The 16,758-nt window shown below is 62.7% G+C and carries 12 protein-coding genes; 11 read left to right on the top strand and 1 reads right to left on the bottom strand.

The window, feature by feature from the left end:
- Positions 1–11 precede the first annotated feature (11 nt).
- Genes EV674_RS14820 through EV674_RS14840 form a run of 5 tightly spaced genes read left to right on the top strand, consistent with a single transcriptional unit; the run spans position 12 to position 10,281 of the window.
- Positions 12–410 carry a response regulator gene (locus EV674_RS14820; protein ID WP_119014376.1) on the top strand — a complete coding sequence of 133 codons (399 nt, stop codon included), beginning with the start codon at positions 12–14 and terminating at the stop codon, positions 408–410.
- Positions 410–775, top strand: coding sequence for a response regulator (locus EV674_RS14825; protein WP_119014375.1), 366 nt, complete (start codon positions 410–412; stop codon positions 773–775). The genes EV674_RS14820 and EV674_RS14825 overlap by 1 nt, the downstream gene beginning before the upstream one ends.
- Before the next feature lie 16 nt (positions 776–791).
- Complete coding sequence (locus EV674_RS14830) at positions 792–1,319, top strand: chemotaxis protein CheW (RefSeq protein WP_119014374.1); 528 nt, start codon at positions 792–794, stop codon at positions 1,317–1,319.
- Between the two features lie 20 nt (positions 1,320–1,339).
- On the top strand, positions 1,340–3,616 hold the full coding sequence (locus EV674_RS14835; protein WP_119014373.1) for a methyl-accepting chemotaxis protein: 2,277 nt from the start codon (positions 1,340–1,342) through the stop codon (positions 3,614–3,616).
- 44 nt (positions 3,617–3,660) lie between these two features.
- Entirely contained in the window at positions 3,661–10,281 is a 6,621-nt protein-coding gene (locus EV674_RS14840) for a hybrid sensor histidine kinase/response regulator (protein WP_132750469.1), read from the top strand.
- Between the two features lie 53 nt (positions 10,282–10,334).
- Here the strand turns inward: EV674_RS14840 and EV674_RS14845 are convergent, their stop codons facing one another.
- Entirely contained in the window at positions 10,335–11,804 is a 1,470-nt protein-coding gene (locus EV674_RS14845; RefSeq protein WP_119014372.1) for a cryptochrome/photolyase family protein, read from the bottom strand.
- A 23-nt stretch (positions 11,805–11,827) separates the two neighbouring features.
- Here EV674_RS14845 and EV674_RS14850 point away from each other — a divergent pair, with 23 nt between their 5' ends.
- From EV674_RS14850 to EV674_RS14875, 6 genes are all read left to right on the top strand, one after another.
- Positions 11,828–12,427 (top strand): YqgE/AlgH family protein, encoded by a 600-nt coding sequence (locus tag EV674_RS14850; protein ID WP_119014371.1) that lies wholly within the window; start codon positions 11,828–11,830, stop codon positions 12,425–12,427.
- On the top strand, positions 12,424–12,846 hold the full coding sequence (gene ruvX, locus EV674_RS14855) for a Holliday junction resolvase RuvX (protein WP_119014370.1): 423 nt from the start codon (positions 12,424–12,426) through the stop codon (positions 12,844–12,846). Before EV674_RS14850 ends, ruvX begins: the two co-directional genes overlap by 4 nt.
- Complete coding sequence (gene pyrR, locus EV674_RS14860; RefSeq protein ID WP_119014369.1) at positions 12,843–13,364, top strand: bifunctional pyr operon transcriptional regulator/uracil phosphoribosyltransferase PyrR; 522 nt, start codon at positions 12,843–12,845, stop codon at positions 13,362–13,364. Before ruvX ends, pyrR begins: the two co-directional genes overlap by 4 nt.
- Positions 13,365–13,368: 4 nt before the next feature.
- Positions 13,369–14,331, top strand: a complete 963-nt coding sequence (locus EV674_RS14865) for an aspartate carbamoyltransferase catalytic subunit (protein WP_119014368.1) — start codon at positions 13,369–13,371, stop codon at positions 14,329–14,331.
- A gap of 67 nt (positions 14,332–14,398) precedes the next feature.
- Positions 14,399–15,697 (top strand): dihydroorotase, encoded by a 1,299-nt coding sequence (locus EV674_RS14870; RefSeq protein ID WP_119014367.1) that lies wholly within the window; start codon positions 14,399–14,401, stop codon positions 15,695–15,697.
- Between the two features lie 95 nt (positions 15,698–15,792).
- Positions 15,793–16,530, top strand: coding sequence for a lysophospholipid acyltransferase family protein (locus tag EV674_RS14875; RefSeq protein WP_119014389.1), 738 nt, complete (start codon positions 15,793–15,795; stop codon positions 16,528–16,530).
- The last annotated feature ends 228 nt before the right edge of the window (positions 16,531–16,758 follow it).

Below are 16,758 nucleotides of genomic sequence, written 5' to 3' on the forward strand. Positions count from 1 at the left end.
AGCAGTGACAATTGACTACAAATGGCGCAACTTTCAAAGTGCTCGTGGTGGATGACAGTAATACCATCCGCCGCAGCGCAGAGATTTTTCTCAAGCAGGGCGGACACGAAGTGTTATTGGCCGACGATGGTTTTGATGCCTTGGCCAAAATCAATGATTACCACCCGCAGTTGATTTTTTGCGACATTCTGATGCCCAAACTCGATGGCTACCAGACGGTGGCCATCATCAAGCGAAACGCTCGTTTCTCGCACACCCCGGTAGTTATGCTTTCGTCCAAAGATGGCGTATTTGACAAAGCGCGCGGGCGCATGGTCGGCTGCCAAGAATATCTCACCAAACCTTTCACCAAAGACCAGCTGTTGCAGGCCGTGCAGCAGTTTGGTAATCCCGATCAAGGAGCGATGTAATGCCCATCCATAAAGTACTGGTCGTTGACGATTCAAAAACCGAATTGATGTTTTTGAGCGATTTGCTGCACAAAAAAGGTATGCAGGTGCGCACCGCAGAAAATGCAGAAGAGGCTTTTCGGCGTTTGGCAGAAGAAAAGCCAGATTTGATCCTGATGGATGTGGTAATGCCAGGACAAAATGGTTTTCAATTGACCCGTGCTATTTCCCGCGATCCACAGTATGCAGATGTGCCCATCATCATGTGCACCAGCAAAAATCAGGAAACTGACCGGGTATGGGGTATGCGCCAAGGCGCACGCGGGTACATCACTAAACCTGTGGATCCGGTTGAGTTGCAAGCCAGAATTGACGCGTTGAACTGACGGTCCGGCGTCTTTTATGGCTAACAGAGAAGCCCTCAGAGATCTCCAAGCCCGACTTGCCAACCGCTTGCAGGCAGCCAAAAGCGAGGCGCTTTCTGTGTCCTCCTGGCTGGCTGTGGAGGCTGGCGCAAAGTCGTATTTGTTGCCGCTGGGGCATTCCGGAGAGATATTCCCCTGGGGTGCCGTTCAACCTGTTCCGTATACCCAGAAGTGGTTTCTGGGTGTGGCCAACTTGCGCGGCGGGTTGTCTGGCGTGGTGGATCTTGCCGTGCTGCTGGGCGACTCTCCTGTGCGCACTGAGCAGAAACTTGCCGAAGCCAGCTTGCTGGCCCTCAATACGGCACTGGAAGTCAACGTCGCTTTGCTGGTCGATCGCCTGGCAGGTTTGCGCGGTGTGGATGCCTTTGTCTCATCCGAGCCGCCTGCGCCGGATGCGCCCTCTTTCTTTGGCTCGGTCTACCTGGACGCCAGCGGTGCCCGCTGGCAGGAGCTGAACCTGCAGCTTCTGGCACAACATCCCACATTTTTAAGCATCAGCGCTTGAATCTTTCTTTAAGGTTGCACATGTCCGTCGTCAAACAACTCGGAAAACTGTTCGGTCGCCAGACTGAAAAACAGGATGCGCTTGCCGATGTAGCGTTGAGCCAGGATTCATTGGCGGGCTCTACGCTCGACGGCGTTGCGCTGCGAGAGGCTTTCCATGGCGATGCCTTGAACAGTGTGCAGGGCTACCCTGGAGAAGATGGGCGTGCCCCCCAGGGGGGGGCTGGCGCAGAGTTTATCGAGCTGCCCCTGTTGGGCAAGGCCGCAGCAGCCAGTCACCAGCGGCGCTTGCTCATTTTGCTGACGATTGGTGTGGTGGTAGTGGCGTTGATCGCCGGCTGGGTGCTCAAGCAGTCTGACCGTGCGGCGCAGCAACTGGCAGCTACGGGACAGTCGCTGATGCAGTCGCAGCGCTTGGCCAAATCGGTATCGCAGGCGCTGGTGGGCAGTGCGCAGGCATTTCCTGATGTGGTTGAAAGTGCCGGGGTGCTGGCGCGCAACGTGCGAGCGCTCAATTCGGGTGATACAGAACTGGGTGTGCAGGCATTGGGCGAATCATTTCAGCCGGAGCTGGAGGCAATTGCGCCGCTGGTGGAGCGGGCTGACCGCAATGCAGCGGTTGTGATGGGGCAACAAAAAATTCTGACCCAGGTAGGCGATGCGCTGCGCACCATCAACCGCCAGTCTTCGGATTTGCTGGAAATTGCAGAAACCATTTCGTCCCTGAAGTTGCAGCAAAATGCCCCCGCTTCCGAGATTTCAGCGGCTGGCCAGCTGGTGATGCTGACGCAGCGTATCGGCAAGTCAGCCAACGAATTTCAGACCACGGAGGGTGTAAGCCCGGAAGCCGTGTTCCTGTTGGGCAAGGATTTGAACTCTTTCAAGGAAATTGCCCAGGGCCTGCTCGATGGCAGCCCCGATCTGCGCTTGGCTTCCACCAAAGACGGTCAAACGCGTGAACAGTTGCAAGCGCTGATCAAGCTCTATGAGCAAACCCGTACACAGGCCAGCGCCATTCTGGGCAACTTGCAGGGATTGGTGTCGGCCCGTGAAGCGCAGACCGCCATCATTGGCGACAGTGAACCTCTGCGCCGCCAGATGGAGGCACTCCAGACCAAGTTGTCGGCTCAGACAGGTATGGGCGCTGGGCAGCTGGCCGCGCTGGTATTGGCCGGTATGTTTGTGCTGCTGTGCGGTGTGGGCATTTCCCGGGTTCAGCTGCTTGACAGCCGCCACCGCCAGCAGGCCGCTGAACTGCAAAACAAGGATGCCCAGCGCCAAGAGCAAGAAGCCAAGCGTATCAACGATGCCAACCAGGCAGCCATTTTGCGTTTGATGAACGAGCTGCAATCGGTAGCTGAGGGCGACCTGACACAAGAAGCCACTGTGACTGAAGACATTACCGGCGCTATCGCCGACTCGGTCAACTACACGGTGGAAGAGCTGCGCGTGCTGGTGGGCAGCGTGCAAAACACGGTAACCCGCGTGGCACAAACGACAGCGCAGGTCGATAGCACCTCCACCGAGCTGTTGGCCGCCTCGACAGAGCAGTTGCGCGAGATCCGTGAAACCGGCCGCTCTGTGCTGGAAATGGCCACCCGCATCAATGAGGTGTCTGTGCAGGCGCAAGAGTCCGCTACGGTGGCGCGCCAGTCGCTGCAAGCAGCCGACTCCGGCCTGAAGGCTGTGCAGGATGCCATTGGCGGCATGAACTCCATCCGTGACCAGATCCAGGACACCTCCAAGCGGATCAAACGCCTGGGCGAGTCGTCGCAAGAGATTGGTGAAATCACCGAGCTGATTTCTGACATTACCGAGCAAACCAACGTGCTGGCCCTGAATGCCGCCATTCAGGCTGCATCCGCCGGTGAAGCCGGTCGCGGCTTCTCGGTGGTGGCCGAAGAAGTGCAGCGACTGGCCGAACGTTCTGCCGATGCGACGCGCCAGATTTCTGCGCTGGTGAAGGCCATTCAGACTGACACGCAAGATGCCGTGGCCGCTATGGAGCGCTCTACACAGGGTGTGGTGGAAGGCGCGCGCCTGTCTGACAGCGCCGGTACCGCACTCTCCGAGATTGACCAGGTGTCGCGCCGCCTGGCGGAGCTGATTGAGCAGATTTCTTCCTCCACTTCCAGCGAGGCCACGCTGGCCAACGAAGTGGCTGAGAACATCCAGCACATTTTTGCCGTGACAGAACAGACCGGTGAGGGTACCCGCACCACCGCCCAGCAGGTGCGCGAACTTTCTCATATGGCAGAGGAACTGCGCCAGTCGGTGGCCCGGTTCAAGATTGCCTGACGCTACGAACAACGAAATGGCTCTGTGCGGCCGGGGACGAATCCATGTCATCTATTGATGTCGACAACACACTGCCGACAGACGCAAGCCACGGCGAGCAGGACCTGGGGCCGTTGGCCTGGGTGCTTGATGAACTGCGCAAGTCGCTGGACGCTGCCGTCAAGTCTTTGCGCCGCTTTGTCCACGATGCCGAGGTAGCCCAGGAGTCTGATCTGGCGGCGCTGGACGCCAGCTCCCTGCGCATGGCGCGCCAGCAATTGCACCAGGCCAGCGGTGCGCTGGAGATGGTGGGTATGGCCGCACCCGCCTTGGTCTTGCGGGCCATGGAGTCCGCTGTTCAGCGGTATGTGCAGCGCCCTGAGCTGTGCACAGACGAAGCCGCCGCAGTATTGGAGCGTGCCAGTTTTGCGCTCAGTGAATACCTGGACAGCGTGCTCACCGGCAAAACGGTGTCTGCTGTAGCGCTGTTTCCGCAGTACCGCGATGTGCAGGCCCTGGCCGGTGTAGACCGCGTTCATCCGGCCGACCTGTGGCCTGCGGAGCGGCGTTTTCGTGAGCCTGCAACGGCGGTAGATACTGCTCCGGTGGCGTATGGCGTTGAGGCCCGTGCCCGGCTTGATCAGGCCGTGCTGAAGATCGTTAAAGAGGGCAGCCCGGACGCTGCCCGTGATTTGCGCAATCTTTCTCTGGGGCTGGCGGCTGCGCAGTCTGAAAAGCAGCCGCGAGCATTCTGGAAGATTTGCGCTGGATTTTTTGAGGCATTTGCGCAGGGATTGTTTGTCACGGATCTGTACGTGAAGCGAGTGGCCTCGCGTGTGCTCATGCAGTACGCCACGTTGGCCAAAGGCGACCCTGCCGTGGGCGACCGGCTGGTGCAAGATCTGCTCTTTTTCTGTGCTCAGGCGCGCCACACCGATGCTGGGCAAGCCCCTGCATTGCAGGCGGTGCGGGGTGCCTTTGCCCTGGATCGCTTTGCGCCGGTGGATTATGAGGAGCGCCGTTTTGGTCGCTTTGATCCCGTGGTTCTGGCGCAAGCCCGCAAGCGAATTGCCACCGCCACAGAAACCTGGTCAGCGTTGGCAGGGGGAGACCGCAACAAACTCAAACCTGCGGCGGATCAGTTCAGCCTGGTATGTGACTCGCTGCGCAAGCTCCATCGCAACAGCGAGAGTTTGGCGCAGGCCATGACCAGGGCGCTGGATGCCACGATCCGGTCGGCTGAGCCCCCCTCTGCGGCGCTGGCCATGGAAGTGGCGACGTCTGTGCTCTACCTACAGGCTGCTTTTGAGGAGCTGGACACTGCGGACGAACACATGACCCACCGGGCCAATCGCCTGGCCGAGCGTCTCGACAGTGTGCGTGCGGGAGCTGAGCCTGAGCCGTTGGAGCCCTGGATGGAGGAGCTGTACCGGCGTGTCAGCGATCACCAGACCATGGGCAGTGTGGTGGATGAACTGCGCGTTACGCTGGGCGAGGCCGAGCGGTCGATGGACCAGTTCTTCCGCAAGCCAGAGGACACCAGTCCGCTGAAAGTGGTTCCCGGGCAGTTGGCGCAGATGCGGGGTGTGTTGTCTGTGCTGGGCCTGGATCAAGCATCCATGGCCGTGGTTCGCATGCGCGACACGGTGGAGCGGTTGCTGATCAACGAAGTGCAAGGGGCCGATGAGCGCAGCCAAACCTTCGAGAAACTGGGTAATAGCCTGGGAGCGCTGGGGTTTCTGATCGACATGCTCAGCTACCAGCGTACCTTGGCGCGCAAGCTGTTTGTCTATGACGAGGAGTTGGGCGAGTTGCGTTCCCTGATGGGGCGTACCCGCGCGCGTGCCACTGACGAGCCCGAAGAAGTGGAGCACGTGGCCCAGGAGCGTGCGCCAACGCCGTTGCCCGAGGTCGTGGCGCGTACACCTGCCGTGGAGCCTGTACCGGCTTTGGCGCCTGCACCAGTGCCTGTTGCACCGGCTGCATCCATTGTGCCTGCGGCACCGGTCATGCCCGCAGTGTCTGACGTGCCCGTGGCCCAGGCTTCTGCGCCGCTGGAAGTTGCTACAGGGCCAACCGATCTGCCTGTTGAGTCACTGAGTCTGGCGCAGGCCCCAATGCCCGTGCCTGCACCCGTGGCACCACCTATGCCTCAGCCGGTGTCAGTACCGCGCCTGGACGTGGATGATGAACTGCTGGAGGTATTCCTGGAGGAAGCGCGCGAGGTGGTGGTCCAGGGGCTGGGCGCAGTCCAACAACTGCACCGTGCGCCAGGCGACCTGAGTGAGCAGACCACGCTGCGGCGCGCGTTTCATACGCTCAAAGGCAGCTCCCGCATGGTGGGATTGAACGAGTTTGGCGAGGCTGCCTGGTCGATGGAGCAACTGCTCAATGCCTGGCTGGCAGAGCAAAAGCCCATGCAGCCACCTTTGTTGCAGTTGGCGCAGGATGCCTTGCAAGGTTTTGGCCGCTGGGCGGAAGACATTGCCAGTGGTGGCGATTTTGGCGTTTGGCATGCAGAGGCCTTCCGTGCGTCTGCCGATGCCATGCGCCAGACGGGTACGGTTTTGCCATTGGTTTTGCCTGGTGTGTCTGCGCCGGACGCTATCTTGGCGCCAGCGCCAGCGCCAGCGCCAGCGCCAGTGGCGGTGCCAGAGGAGCCCTCGTTACCGCTGGATGCTTCCTTGTCGCTGGAGTCGCCCAGCGTGCAGCACGAGTTCGCCATCGAGCAGTTGGCAGGTATGCCTGCCTTGCCCGAGGAGACGAACCAAGAGGTTGTTCCTGCGACAGCAGATGGTCATTCCGTGGGGGCCATCGAGGTGGCGGACGATGCATGGAACGTTCCGTTTGACGTCATGCCCGAGCCGGCAGCGCCAGAGGCACTGTCCACTGCGGATACGGCCTTTGTGCAAGCACCTGCTGAAGAGATTGATTTTGCCGAGTTCACTACGGCGCTGGATATGACCGAGCCGCTGCCCGAAGTGCAGCCTGTGGTGGAAGCTCCACCGTTGTTGGTGGGTTCAGAGCCTTTGCCGGTATTGCTGCCGGAAGATTTTGGTTGGGAGCCCAGCGTTGAAGCGTTTGCTGAGCCTGCCAACAGTCTGGAGTCTCCAGCGCAAGAGATTACACCTGAAGAAATTGCACCTGAGCAGGTAGTGGCAGAAGGAAACCTGCTCGAACTACCGCTTGCTTGGCCAGATGCGGTTGTGAGCGAGTTGGAGGTGGCGCCTGCGTTGCCGCCGGAAGTGGCATTTGAGCCTGAAGCGCTGGCTGCACCCGAAGAACCCTTCGCTCCACAGGAAGCTGTTCCGGAGACTGCCTTTGAGACAGTCGCTGTGGCCGAGCCAGAGATGGCGCAGGAACCTGAGAAGCTGGCTGTGCCAGAGGTGTCCTTCGCAGAAGTAGTTGCTCCGGAGTCCACTTTGGCGGCAGGCGCCGTTGCAGAGCCAGAGCCAGAGCCAGAGCCAGAGCCAGAGCCAGAGCCAGAGCCAGAGCCAGAGCCAGAGCCAGAGCCAGAGCCAGAGCCAGAGCCAGAGCTTACCGTTGAGGCATCGGTGGCACCTTTGGCAGTACAGCCGGAAATGGAGCTGCAAGCGGCTGCTGAGCCACAACTGGTACCACCCGAAAACACTGCGCCTGCACAGGACTCGATGCCCGCTCCGTTGGAGGATGCTGTCAAAGTCATCGGCACACTGCGTATTGGGATACCGCTCTACAACGTGTACCTCAACGAGGCGGATGAATGGTCGCGTCGGCTGGCAGTTTCGCTCCAAGAGTGGTCGCTGGAGCTGCATGAGCCACTGCCCAATACGGCGGTTGCTTTGGCGCACTCCCTGGCAGGCAGCTCTGCCACCGTGGGCTTCATGGCTTTGTCCGAGACGGCCAGGTTGCTGGAGCACGCACTCTCCCATGTGCAACTACAGTCCTGTGGGGAGCCTGCGCAGGCGCAGGTGTTTATAGATGCTGCTGAGGATATTCGCCGGCTTCTGCACCAGTTTGCCGCTGGCTTTCTTAAGCAGGCCAACGTGCAGGTGCAGGATGCGCTGCGGCAGATTCTTCAGACGGAGGTGGCCAACACATTGACCCCCCCGTTGGAGGATGCGCTGGCTGCGCTGGAAGAGTTGGCTGCGCAGGAAGAGGCTTACGAGGCCGAAATGCAAGCTGAGCGTGCCCGCGCCGCCGCAGAGCTGTTGGTAGCAGAGCCAGAGCCAGAGCCAGAGCCAACAATAGCCGCTCTGGTTCCGGTGCCTGATATTCCAACTTCAGGGCTGGTCCCTAGCGCGGACCATACTGCGGTGAAGGCGGCGCCGCAAGATGTGGACGATGACATTGACGTTCTGGATGTCATTGATCCCGATCTATTCCCCATTTTCGAGGACGAAGCCGCAGAGTTGTTGCCCCGCCTGGGGGCTGCGCTACGCCAGTGGTCTGCACGGCCAGACAACTTGGGTGCGCGCAATGAAGTGCTGCGTTCTTTGCACACGCTCAAAGGCAGTTCCCGTCTGGCTGGTGCCATGCGTTTGGGGGAAATGGCGCACCGCCTTGAGTCTGCGATTGAGCAGCTGGACATGGAAACTGTGGGTGTTGAGCACCTGGAGCCCTTGCTCGGTCAGCTCGATGCTTTGCAGGCAAACTTTGATGCCCTGCGCTCCATCAGCGCCCAGGCGCCAGCGGAAGCCGTGGTGGTTGCACCCGTGCCAGAGCCTGCCGCCGCAGGTGGCACGGCCATGCAAGTGGCGACGCCCATCACTGGGATGCCGCGTTTGCAGGGGGCTGTGCAATTGGCGCCACTGCGCACGGCGGCACACCAATCGGTGCGTGTGCGGGCGCAGTTGCTTGACAGGCTGGTCAATCAGGCTGGCGAGGTGATGATTACGCGCTCGCGGCTGGAGGCGCGGCTGGGGCAGTTCAAGAGCTCTCTTGGCGATATGTCCGTCAACCTGGACAAGTTGCGCCAGCAGTTGCGCGATATTGAAATGCAGTCGGAGTCACAGATGCAGTCGCGTCTGGCGTTGGCCAAGGATTCGGCAGCCGGGTTTGATCCGCTGGAGTTTGACCGCTTCACCCGTGTGCAGGAATTGACCCGCATGATGGCCGAGTCGGTCAACGACGTGGCTACTGTGCAGCGCAACTTGCAGCGCGCCATGGATGGTGCCGAGGACGACTTGATTGCCCAGGGGCGCCAGGCGCGTGAATTGCAGCGTGATCTGTTGCGCACCCGCATGGTGGAGTTCGAGGGGATCGCTGAGCGTCTGTACGCTGTGGTTCGCCAGTCCTCCAAGGAGATGGGCAAACAGATCAAGCTCGATATCACCGGTGGTTCCATTGAAATGGACCGGGGTGTTCTGGATCGCATGACCCCTGCTTTTGAGCATTTGCTGCGCAACTGTGTCGCCCACGGTATTGAAAGTCCTGAAGAGCGTGCTGCCATGGGCAAGCCTCCAGTGGGCACGATTGCGGTGGCGTTGCGCCACGAGGGCAACGACGTATCGGTGGAGTTCCGTGACGATGGCGCTGGCCTGAATCTGGCCCGCATCCGCGCCAAGGCGCTGGAGCAGGGGTTGATTGCTCCCGACGCGGAGGTGGATGACGCCCAGGCAGCCAATTTGATCTTCATGCCTGGTTTCACCACCGTCACTGCGGTCACCGGCATTGCCGGGCGTGGCATTGGCATGGATGTTGTGCGCTCTGAAATCAAGGCGTTGGGCGGACGCATTGAAACCACCACGCAGGCTGGTCAGGGAACGGCATTCCGCATGGTGCTCCCCCTGACCACAGCCGTGACGCAGGTGGTGATGCTGCGCGCAGGCGATTTGTCTTTTGGCGTGCCCGCCAATTTGGTGGAGGTGGTGCGTCGCACGCCAGCGGCCGATCTGGAGCAGGCGTATCGCAGCGGCACTTTTGATGTGGCGGCAGAGAAAGTGCCGTTTTACTGGGCTGGTGGCCTTTTGCAGGCTTCGCGCCACAGCCAGGAACCTGCGGGCAAGACGCGGCCTGTGGTGGTGTTTCGCAGTGCGTCGCAGCGGGTGGCCATGCACGTCGATGAAGTGCTGGGCAACCAGGAAGTGGTGGTGAAGAACCTGGGGCCACAGTTGGCGCGCCTGCCGGGCTTGGCGGGCATGTCGGTGCTGGCCTCTGGTGCCGTGGTGCTGATTTACAACCCGGTGGCGTTGTCCACGGTGTATGGCGATCAGGTGCGTGCTGCGGCCTTGAGCGCCCCTGCCGTGGTGCTGCCCACCGCCGCTTCTGCGGACGCCGGGCGCGTGGGGGGGGCTACACCATCCGTTTCTGCCAGCCAGGTTCCGCTGGTGCTGGTGGTGGATGACTCCATCACCGTGCGCCGCGTCACGCAGCGCCTGCTCCAGCGCGAAGGCTACCGTGTCGCGCTGGCCGCCGACGGCTTGCAGGCACTGGAGCGTTTGCAGGAAGAGCGTCCCACCGTCGTGCTGTCAGACATTGAAATGCCGCGCATGGATGGCTTTGATCTGGCGCGCAACATCCGTGGCGATGAAGCTTTGCGCGATTTGCCCATCATCATGATCACTTCGCGCATTGCGGAGAAGCACCGCGAACATGCCATGGAGCTGGGTGTGAACCACTACCTGGGCAAGCCTTACTCCGATGAGGAACTGCTCAGTCTGGTGCAGCACTACGCCCGCTTGACCACTGAGGCCGTAGCAGCCTGAGCCTGGCCCCGGCTGTGGCCAGCCGGGTGCGGGCGCGCCTGCTGTGTTGTGCTCTACCGTTCAGCCTTCACCACCGCATAGCGCAGCAGCGTGCGTTGGCGAGCTTGTTCGTGGTCCACGATGGGCCGGGGGTAGTGCTCGCCCAGGGTGATGCCAGCGGCTTGCAACTCCAGCGGTCTGGCCAGCCAGGGCGCGTGCAGTGCGGCGGTGGGCAGTCCGGCCAGCTGTGGCAGGTAGCGGCGAATGAACTTGCCCTCGGGATCAAACTTCTGGCTTTGCGTCACTGGGTTGAATATGCGGAAATACGGCTGCGCATCGCAGCCACTGGAGCTGGCCCATTGCCAGCCACCGTTGTTGGCAGCCAGGTCATAGTCGTTGAGCTTTTGCGCAAAGTAGCGCTCGCCCCAGCGCCAGTCCAGTCCCAGGTCTTTGGTCAAGAAGCTGGCCACCACCATGCGCAGGCGGTTGTGCATGTAACCCGTCTGGTTGATTTGCGCCATGGCCGCGTCCACCAGTGGGTAGCCGGTGCGGCCTTCGCACCAGGCGGCAAACAGGGCCTCGGCTGCTGGGCCTGACTCCCAGACGATGGCATCGTAAGCGGGCCTGAAACTGCGTTCCACCACTTGCGGGTAGTTGGCCAGCACCTGAAAATAAAAATCGCGCCAGATCAGTTCGCTCAACCAGGTGGCTGCGCCCGTGTTGCCAACGGTGGTCAAAGCGTGCGCCGTGCGCGCCAGTGTGCGGATGGAGATGGTGCCAAAGCGCAGGTGCGTACTCAGGTAGCTGGGGCCCTTGATGGCTGGAAAGTCCCGTGCGCTGTCGTAGCGGTCAATGCGCTGCAAAAAATCATCGAACAGCTGTTGTGCTCCCCGGCTGCCGGTGGGCAGTGGCAGCGTGGCCAACCCGGCCGGGGCAAAGCCTAGCGCGGCCAGACTGGGCACGTGCGTACAAGCCCAGTCCGGGCGGGGTGCCAGTGCGGCTGCAAAAGGCTCCACCGGCCAGGGCGCCAGGCGCGCTGCATCCACCTTGCGCAGCCAGGCATTTTTGTACGGTGTGAACACGGTGTAAGGCCCGCCACTTTGGGTCAGCAGCTCGTTGCGTTCAAAAATGGTGTGGTCTTTGAAGGTGTGGAATGCTTTGCCTTGCAAGGCCAGCGCCGTGCGCACGCGCGCATCGCGTGCCAGTGCCTGGGGCTCGTCGTCGTGGTGGGTGAACACTGCGTGGGCGCCCAGTGCGTGGGCCAGTGCGGGCAGCTCTTCGCTGGCCACGCCGTGGCGCACGATGAGGCCCGCGCTGTCATGGCCGCTGAGTGCGCGTACATCCTGGTCCAGCGCCACCAGGCATTCGCGGATGAACTCCACCCGCCGGTCAGTGCGCTCCAGGGGATCGAGAATCTCGCGGTCAAAGACAAAAACACAATGCACTTGCGCGCATTGGCGCAGCGCGTGGTGCAGTGCGGCGTGGTCTTGGGTGCGCAGGTCGCGTCGGAACCAGACGAGGCCTACCGTGTCAGGGGCTTGCATGTTCACCGTTAAAATTGGGCCATATGTCCACCGATTTTGCGCCCATTAACCTGACGCACCATTTCCTGATCGCAATGCCGGGCATGCAAGACGACTCGTTCGCACGCAGCGTTGTGTACCTGTGTGAACACAGCGAGCGTGGTGCCTTGGGCCTGATCATCAACAAACCCACTGACCTCAGCCTCAAAGGCCTGCTCGACAAGGTGGACTTGTCTTTGCGCCGTGACGATCTGGCCGATGCGCCTGTGTTTCTGGGCGGGCCCGTTCAGACCGACCGGGGCTTTGTCTTGCACGACCCCATGCGCAGCGCCGACGCCCCCGCCGACGAATCTGCCTACAGCTCCACCATGCACGTCCCCGGTGGCCTGGACATGACTACCTCCAAAGATGTGCTCGAAGCCTTGTCCACCGGCGCCGGGCCCCGGCGCGTTCTGGTCACGCTGGGCTACGCCTCGTGGGGCGAGGGCCAGCTGGAGTCCGAGTTGGCAGAAAACAGCTGGCTGACGGTGGGGGCCGATGTTTCCCTGATTTTTGATACCCCGGTAGACCAACGCTACGACAGCGCCTTGGAGTTGCTGGGGTTGCAAGCCTGGCGTCTGTCGCCCCAGGCGGGGCGCGCATGACAGCGGCGTCGGCATCGCCGCCGCTGGTTCCTGCGCATTTCCACACCTTTCTGGCTTTTGATTTTGGCCTCAAGCGCACGGGCGTGGCGGTGGGTAACCGCATGCTGGGCACGGCCAGCCCGCAGGCCACCATCCGGGCTGAAGGCGATGCGCGCTTTGCCCAGGTGGCCCAGCGCATTGCCGAGTGGCAGCCCGACGCGCTGGTGATCGGCGTGCCTTACCACCCCGACGGCGCCAGCCATGAGAACACCGCGCGCGCGCTCAAGTTCGGGCGGCAGTTGCGCGGCCGTTTTGGCTTGCAGGTGTTTGAAGTCGATGAGCGCTACAGCACCACCGAGGCCATCGCTGGCGGTGCCAAAGATGCCGATGCGGCATCGGCCTGCATCATCCTGGAACAGTTTTTGAGGAGTCTTTCATGACGGCACATTCTTCCGTGGGCGCGGGCAGCCTGGTTCTGGACGCCCAGGCCCTGTACACCGAGCTGCTGCGTGGCGTGCGTGCGCTGCGCGGCCCGCAAACACATCTGGCAGGCATTGCCTCGGGCGGCGCCTGGCTGGCTGAGCGGCTGCAACAAGACCTGGGCCTGGACGGCGCACCCGGCGTGCTGTCATCGGCCATGCACCGCGACGACTTTGCCCAGCGCGGTCTGGCCGCCAGCGCCCAGACCAGCCTGCCCTTTGACGTGAACGGCGCTGACATCCTGGTGCTCGACGATGTGCTCTACACCGGCCGCACCGTGCGCGCCGTGCTCAACGAGCTGTATGACTACGGCCGCCCGGCGCGCGTGCGCCTGGCAGTGCTGGTTGACCGGGGCGGGCGCGAGCTGCCCATCCAGGCCGACTTTGCCGCTGCCCGTGTGGCACTGCCGGCCACGCAATCGCTGGCGCTGGCGCGAACCGACAGCGGCCATTTCCATTTCCAAGTCAAAGAGGTCTGAAGCCGTGCTGCACCAGCGCAACCCCCAACTCAACCGCCACGGCGAGCTGATCCACCTGCTGTCCATCGAGGGCCTGCCGCGCGACATCGTCACGCACATCCTCGACACCGCTGCCAATTTCGTGTCCGTCAACGACCGCGAGGTCAAGAAGGTGCCGCTGTTGCGCGGCAAAAGCGTGTTCAACCTGTTCTTCGAGAACAGCACGCGCACGCGCACCACCTTCGAGATCGCCGCCAAGCGCTTGTCCGCTGACGTGCTCAACCTCGATATCGCGCGCAGCTCGGCGGCCAAGGGCGAATCCTTGCTGGACACCATCGCCAACCTCTCGGCCATGGCGGCGGATTTGTTCGTGGTGCGCCACAGCGAGTCGGGCGCGCCCTACCTGATTGCCCAGCATGTGGCGCCGCATGTGCACGTCATCAACGCCGGCGACGGGCGCCATGCCCACCCCACGCAGGGGCTGCTGGACATGTACACCATCCGCCACTACAAAAAAGACTTCAGCAACCTCACCGTGGCCATCGTTGGCGACGTGCTGCACTCGCGCGTGGCGCGCTCGGACATCCACGGCCTGACCACGCTGGGCTGTGCTGAAGTGCGCGTGGTGGGCCCGCGCACGCTGGTGCCGTCGGACATGGCGCAGATGGGCGTGCGCGTGTGCCACACGCTTGAAGAGGGCATCAAGGACGCTGACGTGGTCATCATGCTGCGCCTGCAAAACGAGCGCATGAGCGGTGCGCTGCTGCCGTCGAGCCAGGAGTATTTCAAGAGCTTTGGCCTGACGCCCGAAAAACTGCGCCTGGCCAAGCCCGACGCCATCGTCATGCACCCCGGCCCCATCAACCGGGGCGTCGAGATCGACTCGGCAGTGGTCGATGGCCCGCAGTCGGTGATCTTGCCGCAGGTCACTTTTGGCATCGCCGTGCGCATGGCGGTGATGTCCATCGTCGCTGGCAACGAAGCCTGATTTGCTATTAAAAACATAGCTGCTCGCGCTTTCTGCATAAGCGCTAGCGGCCAATTTGGCTTAAAAAATGAAAATACTGATCCAGAACGGCCGCGTGATCGACCCGGCCAGCGGGCTTGACCAGGTGTGCGACCTGGCCCTGGCGGCGGGCCGCATCGTCGGCGTGGGGCGCGTGCCGCCCGAGTTTGCGCCCAACCGCACCCTGGATGCCAGCGGCTGCCTCGTGCTGCCGGGGCTGGTGGACCTGGCTGCGCGCCTGCGTGAGCCCGGCCACGAGCACGAGGGCATGCTCGAATCCGAAATGGCCGCCGCCGTGGCCGGGGGCGTGACCAGCCTGGTCTGCCCGCCCGACACCGACCCTGTGCTCGACGAGCCCGGCCTGGTCGAGATGCTCAAATTCCGCGCAGAAAAACTGCACCAGGCGCGCCTGTTTCCGCTGGGCGCACTCACGCGCGGCCTGGCCGGCGAGGTGCTGACCGAGATGGCCGAGCTGACCGAGTCGGGCTGCGTCGGCTTTGGCCAGGCCGAGGTGCCGCTGGCCAGCACCCAGGTGCTGCAACGCACGCTGCAATACGCAGCCACCTTTGGCTATACCGTCTGGCTGCGCCCGCAAGAGCTGCACTTGGGCAAGGGCGTGGCTGCCAGTGGTGCGCTGGCCACGCGGCTGGGGCTGTCGGGCATTCCGGTGGCGGCAGAAACCATTGCCCTGCACACCATCTTCGAGCTGCTCAAGACCACCGGTGCGCGCGTACACCTGTGCCGCCTCAGCAGCGCCGCTGGGGTCGAACTGGTGCGCCGCGCCAAGGCCGAGGGGCTGCACGTGACCTGCGACGTGAGCATCAACTCGCTGCACCTGACGGAAAACGACATCGGCTTTTTTGACAGCCGTGCGCGCCTGTTGCCGCCGCTGCGCCAGCAGCGCGACCGCGATGCGCTGCGCGCGGCCCTGCTGGACGGCACCATCGACGCGCTGGTCTCCGACCACAACCCCGTCGATGAAGACGCCAAAACCCTGCCCTTTGCCGAGGCCGAACCCGGCGCCACCGGGCTGGAACTGCTGCTGAGCCTGGCACTGAAGTGGTCGCAGGATGGCAGCGGTGTGCCGTTGGCGCGCGCGCTGGCGGTGGTCACCAGTGCGCCCGCGCAGGTGCTGGGCAGCGCCCTGGGCACGCTGCAAGCCAGCATTGGCCAGCTGGTGGAAGGCGGCGTGGGCGATGTCTGCATCGTGAACCCGCAAGACACCTGGGTGGTGCAGGCCGCTGCCCTGTGCAGCCAGGGCAAGCACACGCCGTTCTCGGGCTACGAGCTGCCCGGGCGTGTGCGCACCACGCTGGTGGGCGGACAAGTCGCTTTCGAGCGCCGCTGAACGGTGGCGCTGCGCCTGTTGGCCCGCGCACCGGGCCGTTGTGCCATGGGCCGATGCGGCCAGTGGGGGCGGTGTGCGCACCGCGCGGTGCGGTGCTGAAACCGCTGCGCGGCGCGGCGCGCCTGCTGCGCCTGTTGGGGCACATTGCTCTCGGGCTGGCCACGGTGCTGCTGCGTTTTCCGCGCCTGTCGCCGCAGCAGCAGGGCATGCGTGTGCAGGCTTGGGCCATGGCGTTGCTGGGCCATCTGGGCATTGCCTTGCAGGTGCGCGGCCCGGTGCCACGGCAAGGGCCGGTGCTGCTGGTGGCCAACCATTTGTCGTGGCTGGATATTGTGGTCATCCACGCCGCAGGCCATTGCCGGTTTGTTTCCAAATCCGACGTGCAGGGCTGGCCGCTGATTGGCGCGCTGGCCACGGCGGCGGGCACGCTCTACATCGAGCGCAGCACCCGGCGCGACGCTCTGCGCGTGGTGCACCAGATGGCCGACGCCCTGCGCGCGGGCGAGGTGCTGGCGGTGTTTCCCGAAGGCACCACGGGCGATGGGCGCACGTTGCTGCCCTTTCATGCCAACCTGTTGCAGGCGGCGGTGTCGGCCCCGGCGCCGGTGCAGCCGGTGGGCCTGCGCTTTATTGATGCGGCCACGGGCGACACCACCTGCGCGCCCAGCTACATCGGCGATGAGACGCTGCTGGGATCGATCTGGCGCACCGTCTGCGCACCGCCCATCGTGGCGGTGGTCAACTATGGCCCGCCCGAGCAGGCGCAGGGGCGCGACCGCCGCACCTGGAGTGCGCACCTGCAAGCGCAGGTGGACGTGCTGCGCCAGCGCTGAGCCGCGCCATCTGCGCCAGGGCCGCACGGGCTCCGTGCATTGCCAGTATCGAAACGCCTGAAGGCAGTTGCCAAATAGCTATCTTATTGATAGCTAATTGCGCCCATCGCGCGGGCGTTGGATGCCGATTTGAGGGATTGCGAAAAAGGTATTTTTATGCAATCTTTCCGCATTTGTGCGAGGTTCAACAGATGAGTCTGATCTGCCCCCAGTGCCAAAGCAGCCACA

This window comes from Simplicispira metamorpha, assembly GCF_004341365.1.
Lineage (GTDB): Bacteria > Pseudomonadota > Gammaproteobacteria > Burkholderiales > Burkholderiaceae_C > Simplicispira > Simplicispira metamorpha.

What these genes read in the sequence shown, in the direction of transcription:
- ruvX (WP_119014370.1), top strand. Translation starts at nt 12,424, where the DNA reads ATGACAGCGGCGTCGGCATCGCCGCCGCTGGTTCCTGCGCATTTCCAC.
- EV674_RS14830 (WP_119014374.1), top strand. Translation starts at nt 792, where the DNA reads ATGGCTAACAGAGAAGCCCTCAGAGATCTCCAAGCCCGACTTGCCAAC.
- EV674_RS14840 (WP_132750469.1), top strand. Translation starts at nt 3,661, where the DNA reads ATGTCATCTATTGATGTCGACAACACACTGCCGACAGACGCAAGCCAC.
- pyrR (WP_119014369.1), top strand. Translation starts at nt 12,843, where the DNA reads ATGACGGCACATTCTTCCGTGGGCGCGGGCAGCCTGGTTCTGGACGCC.
- EV674_RS14825 (WP_119014375.1), top strand. Translation starts at nt 410, where the DNA reads ATGCCCATCCATAAAGTACTGGTCGTTGACGATTCAAAAACCGAATTG.
- EV674_RS14845 (WP_119014372.1), bottom strand. Translation starts at nt 11,804, where the DNA reads ATGCAAGCCCCTGACACGGTAGGCCTCGTCTGGTTCCGACGCGACCTG.
- EV674_RS14870 (WP_119014367.1), top strand. Translation starts at nt 14,399, where the DNA reads ATGAAAATACTGATCCAGAACGGCCGCGTGATCGACCCGGCCAGCGGG.
- EV674_RS14835 (WP_119014373.1), top strand. Translation starts at nt 1,340, where the DNA reads ATGTCCGTCGTCAAACAACTCGGAAAACTGTTCGGTCGCCAGACTGAA.
- EV674_RS14850 (WP_119014371.1), top strand. Translation starts at nt 11,828, where the DNA reads ATGTCCACCGATTTTGCGCCCATTAACCTGACGCACCATTTCCTGATC.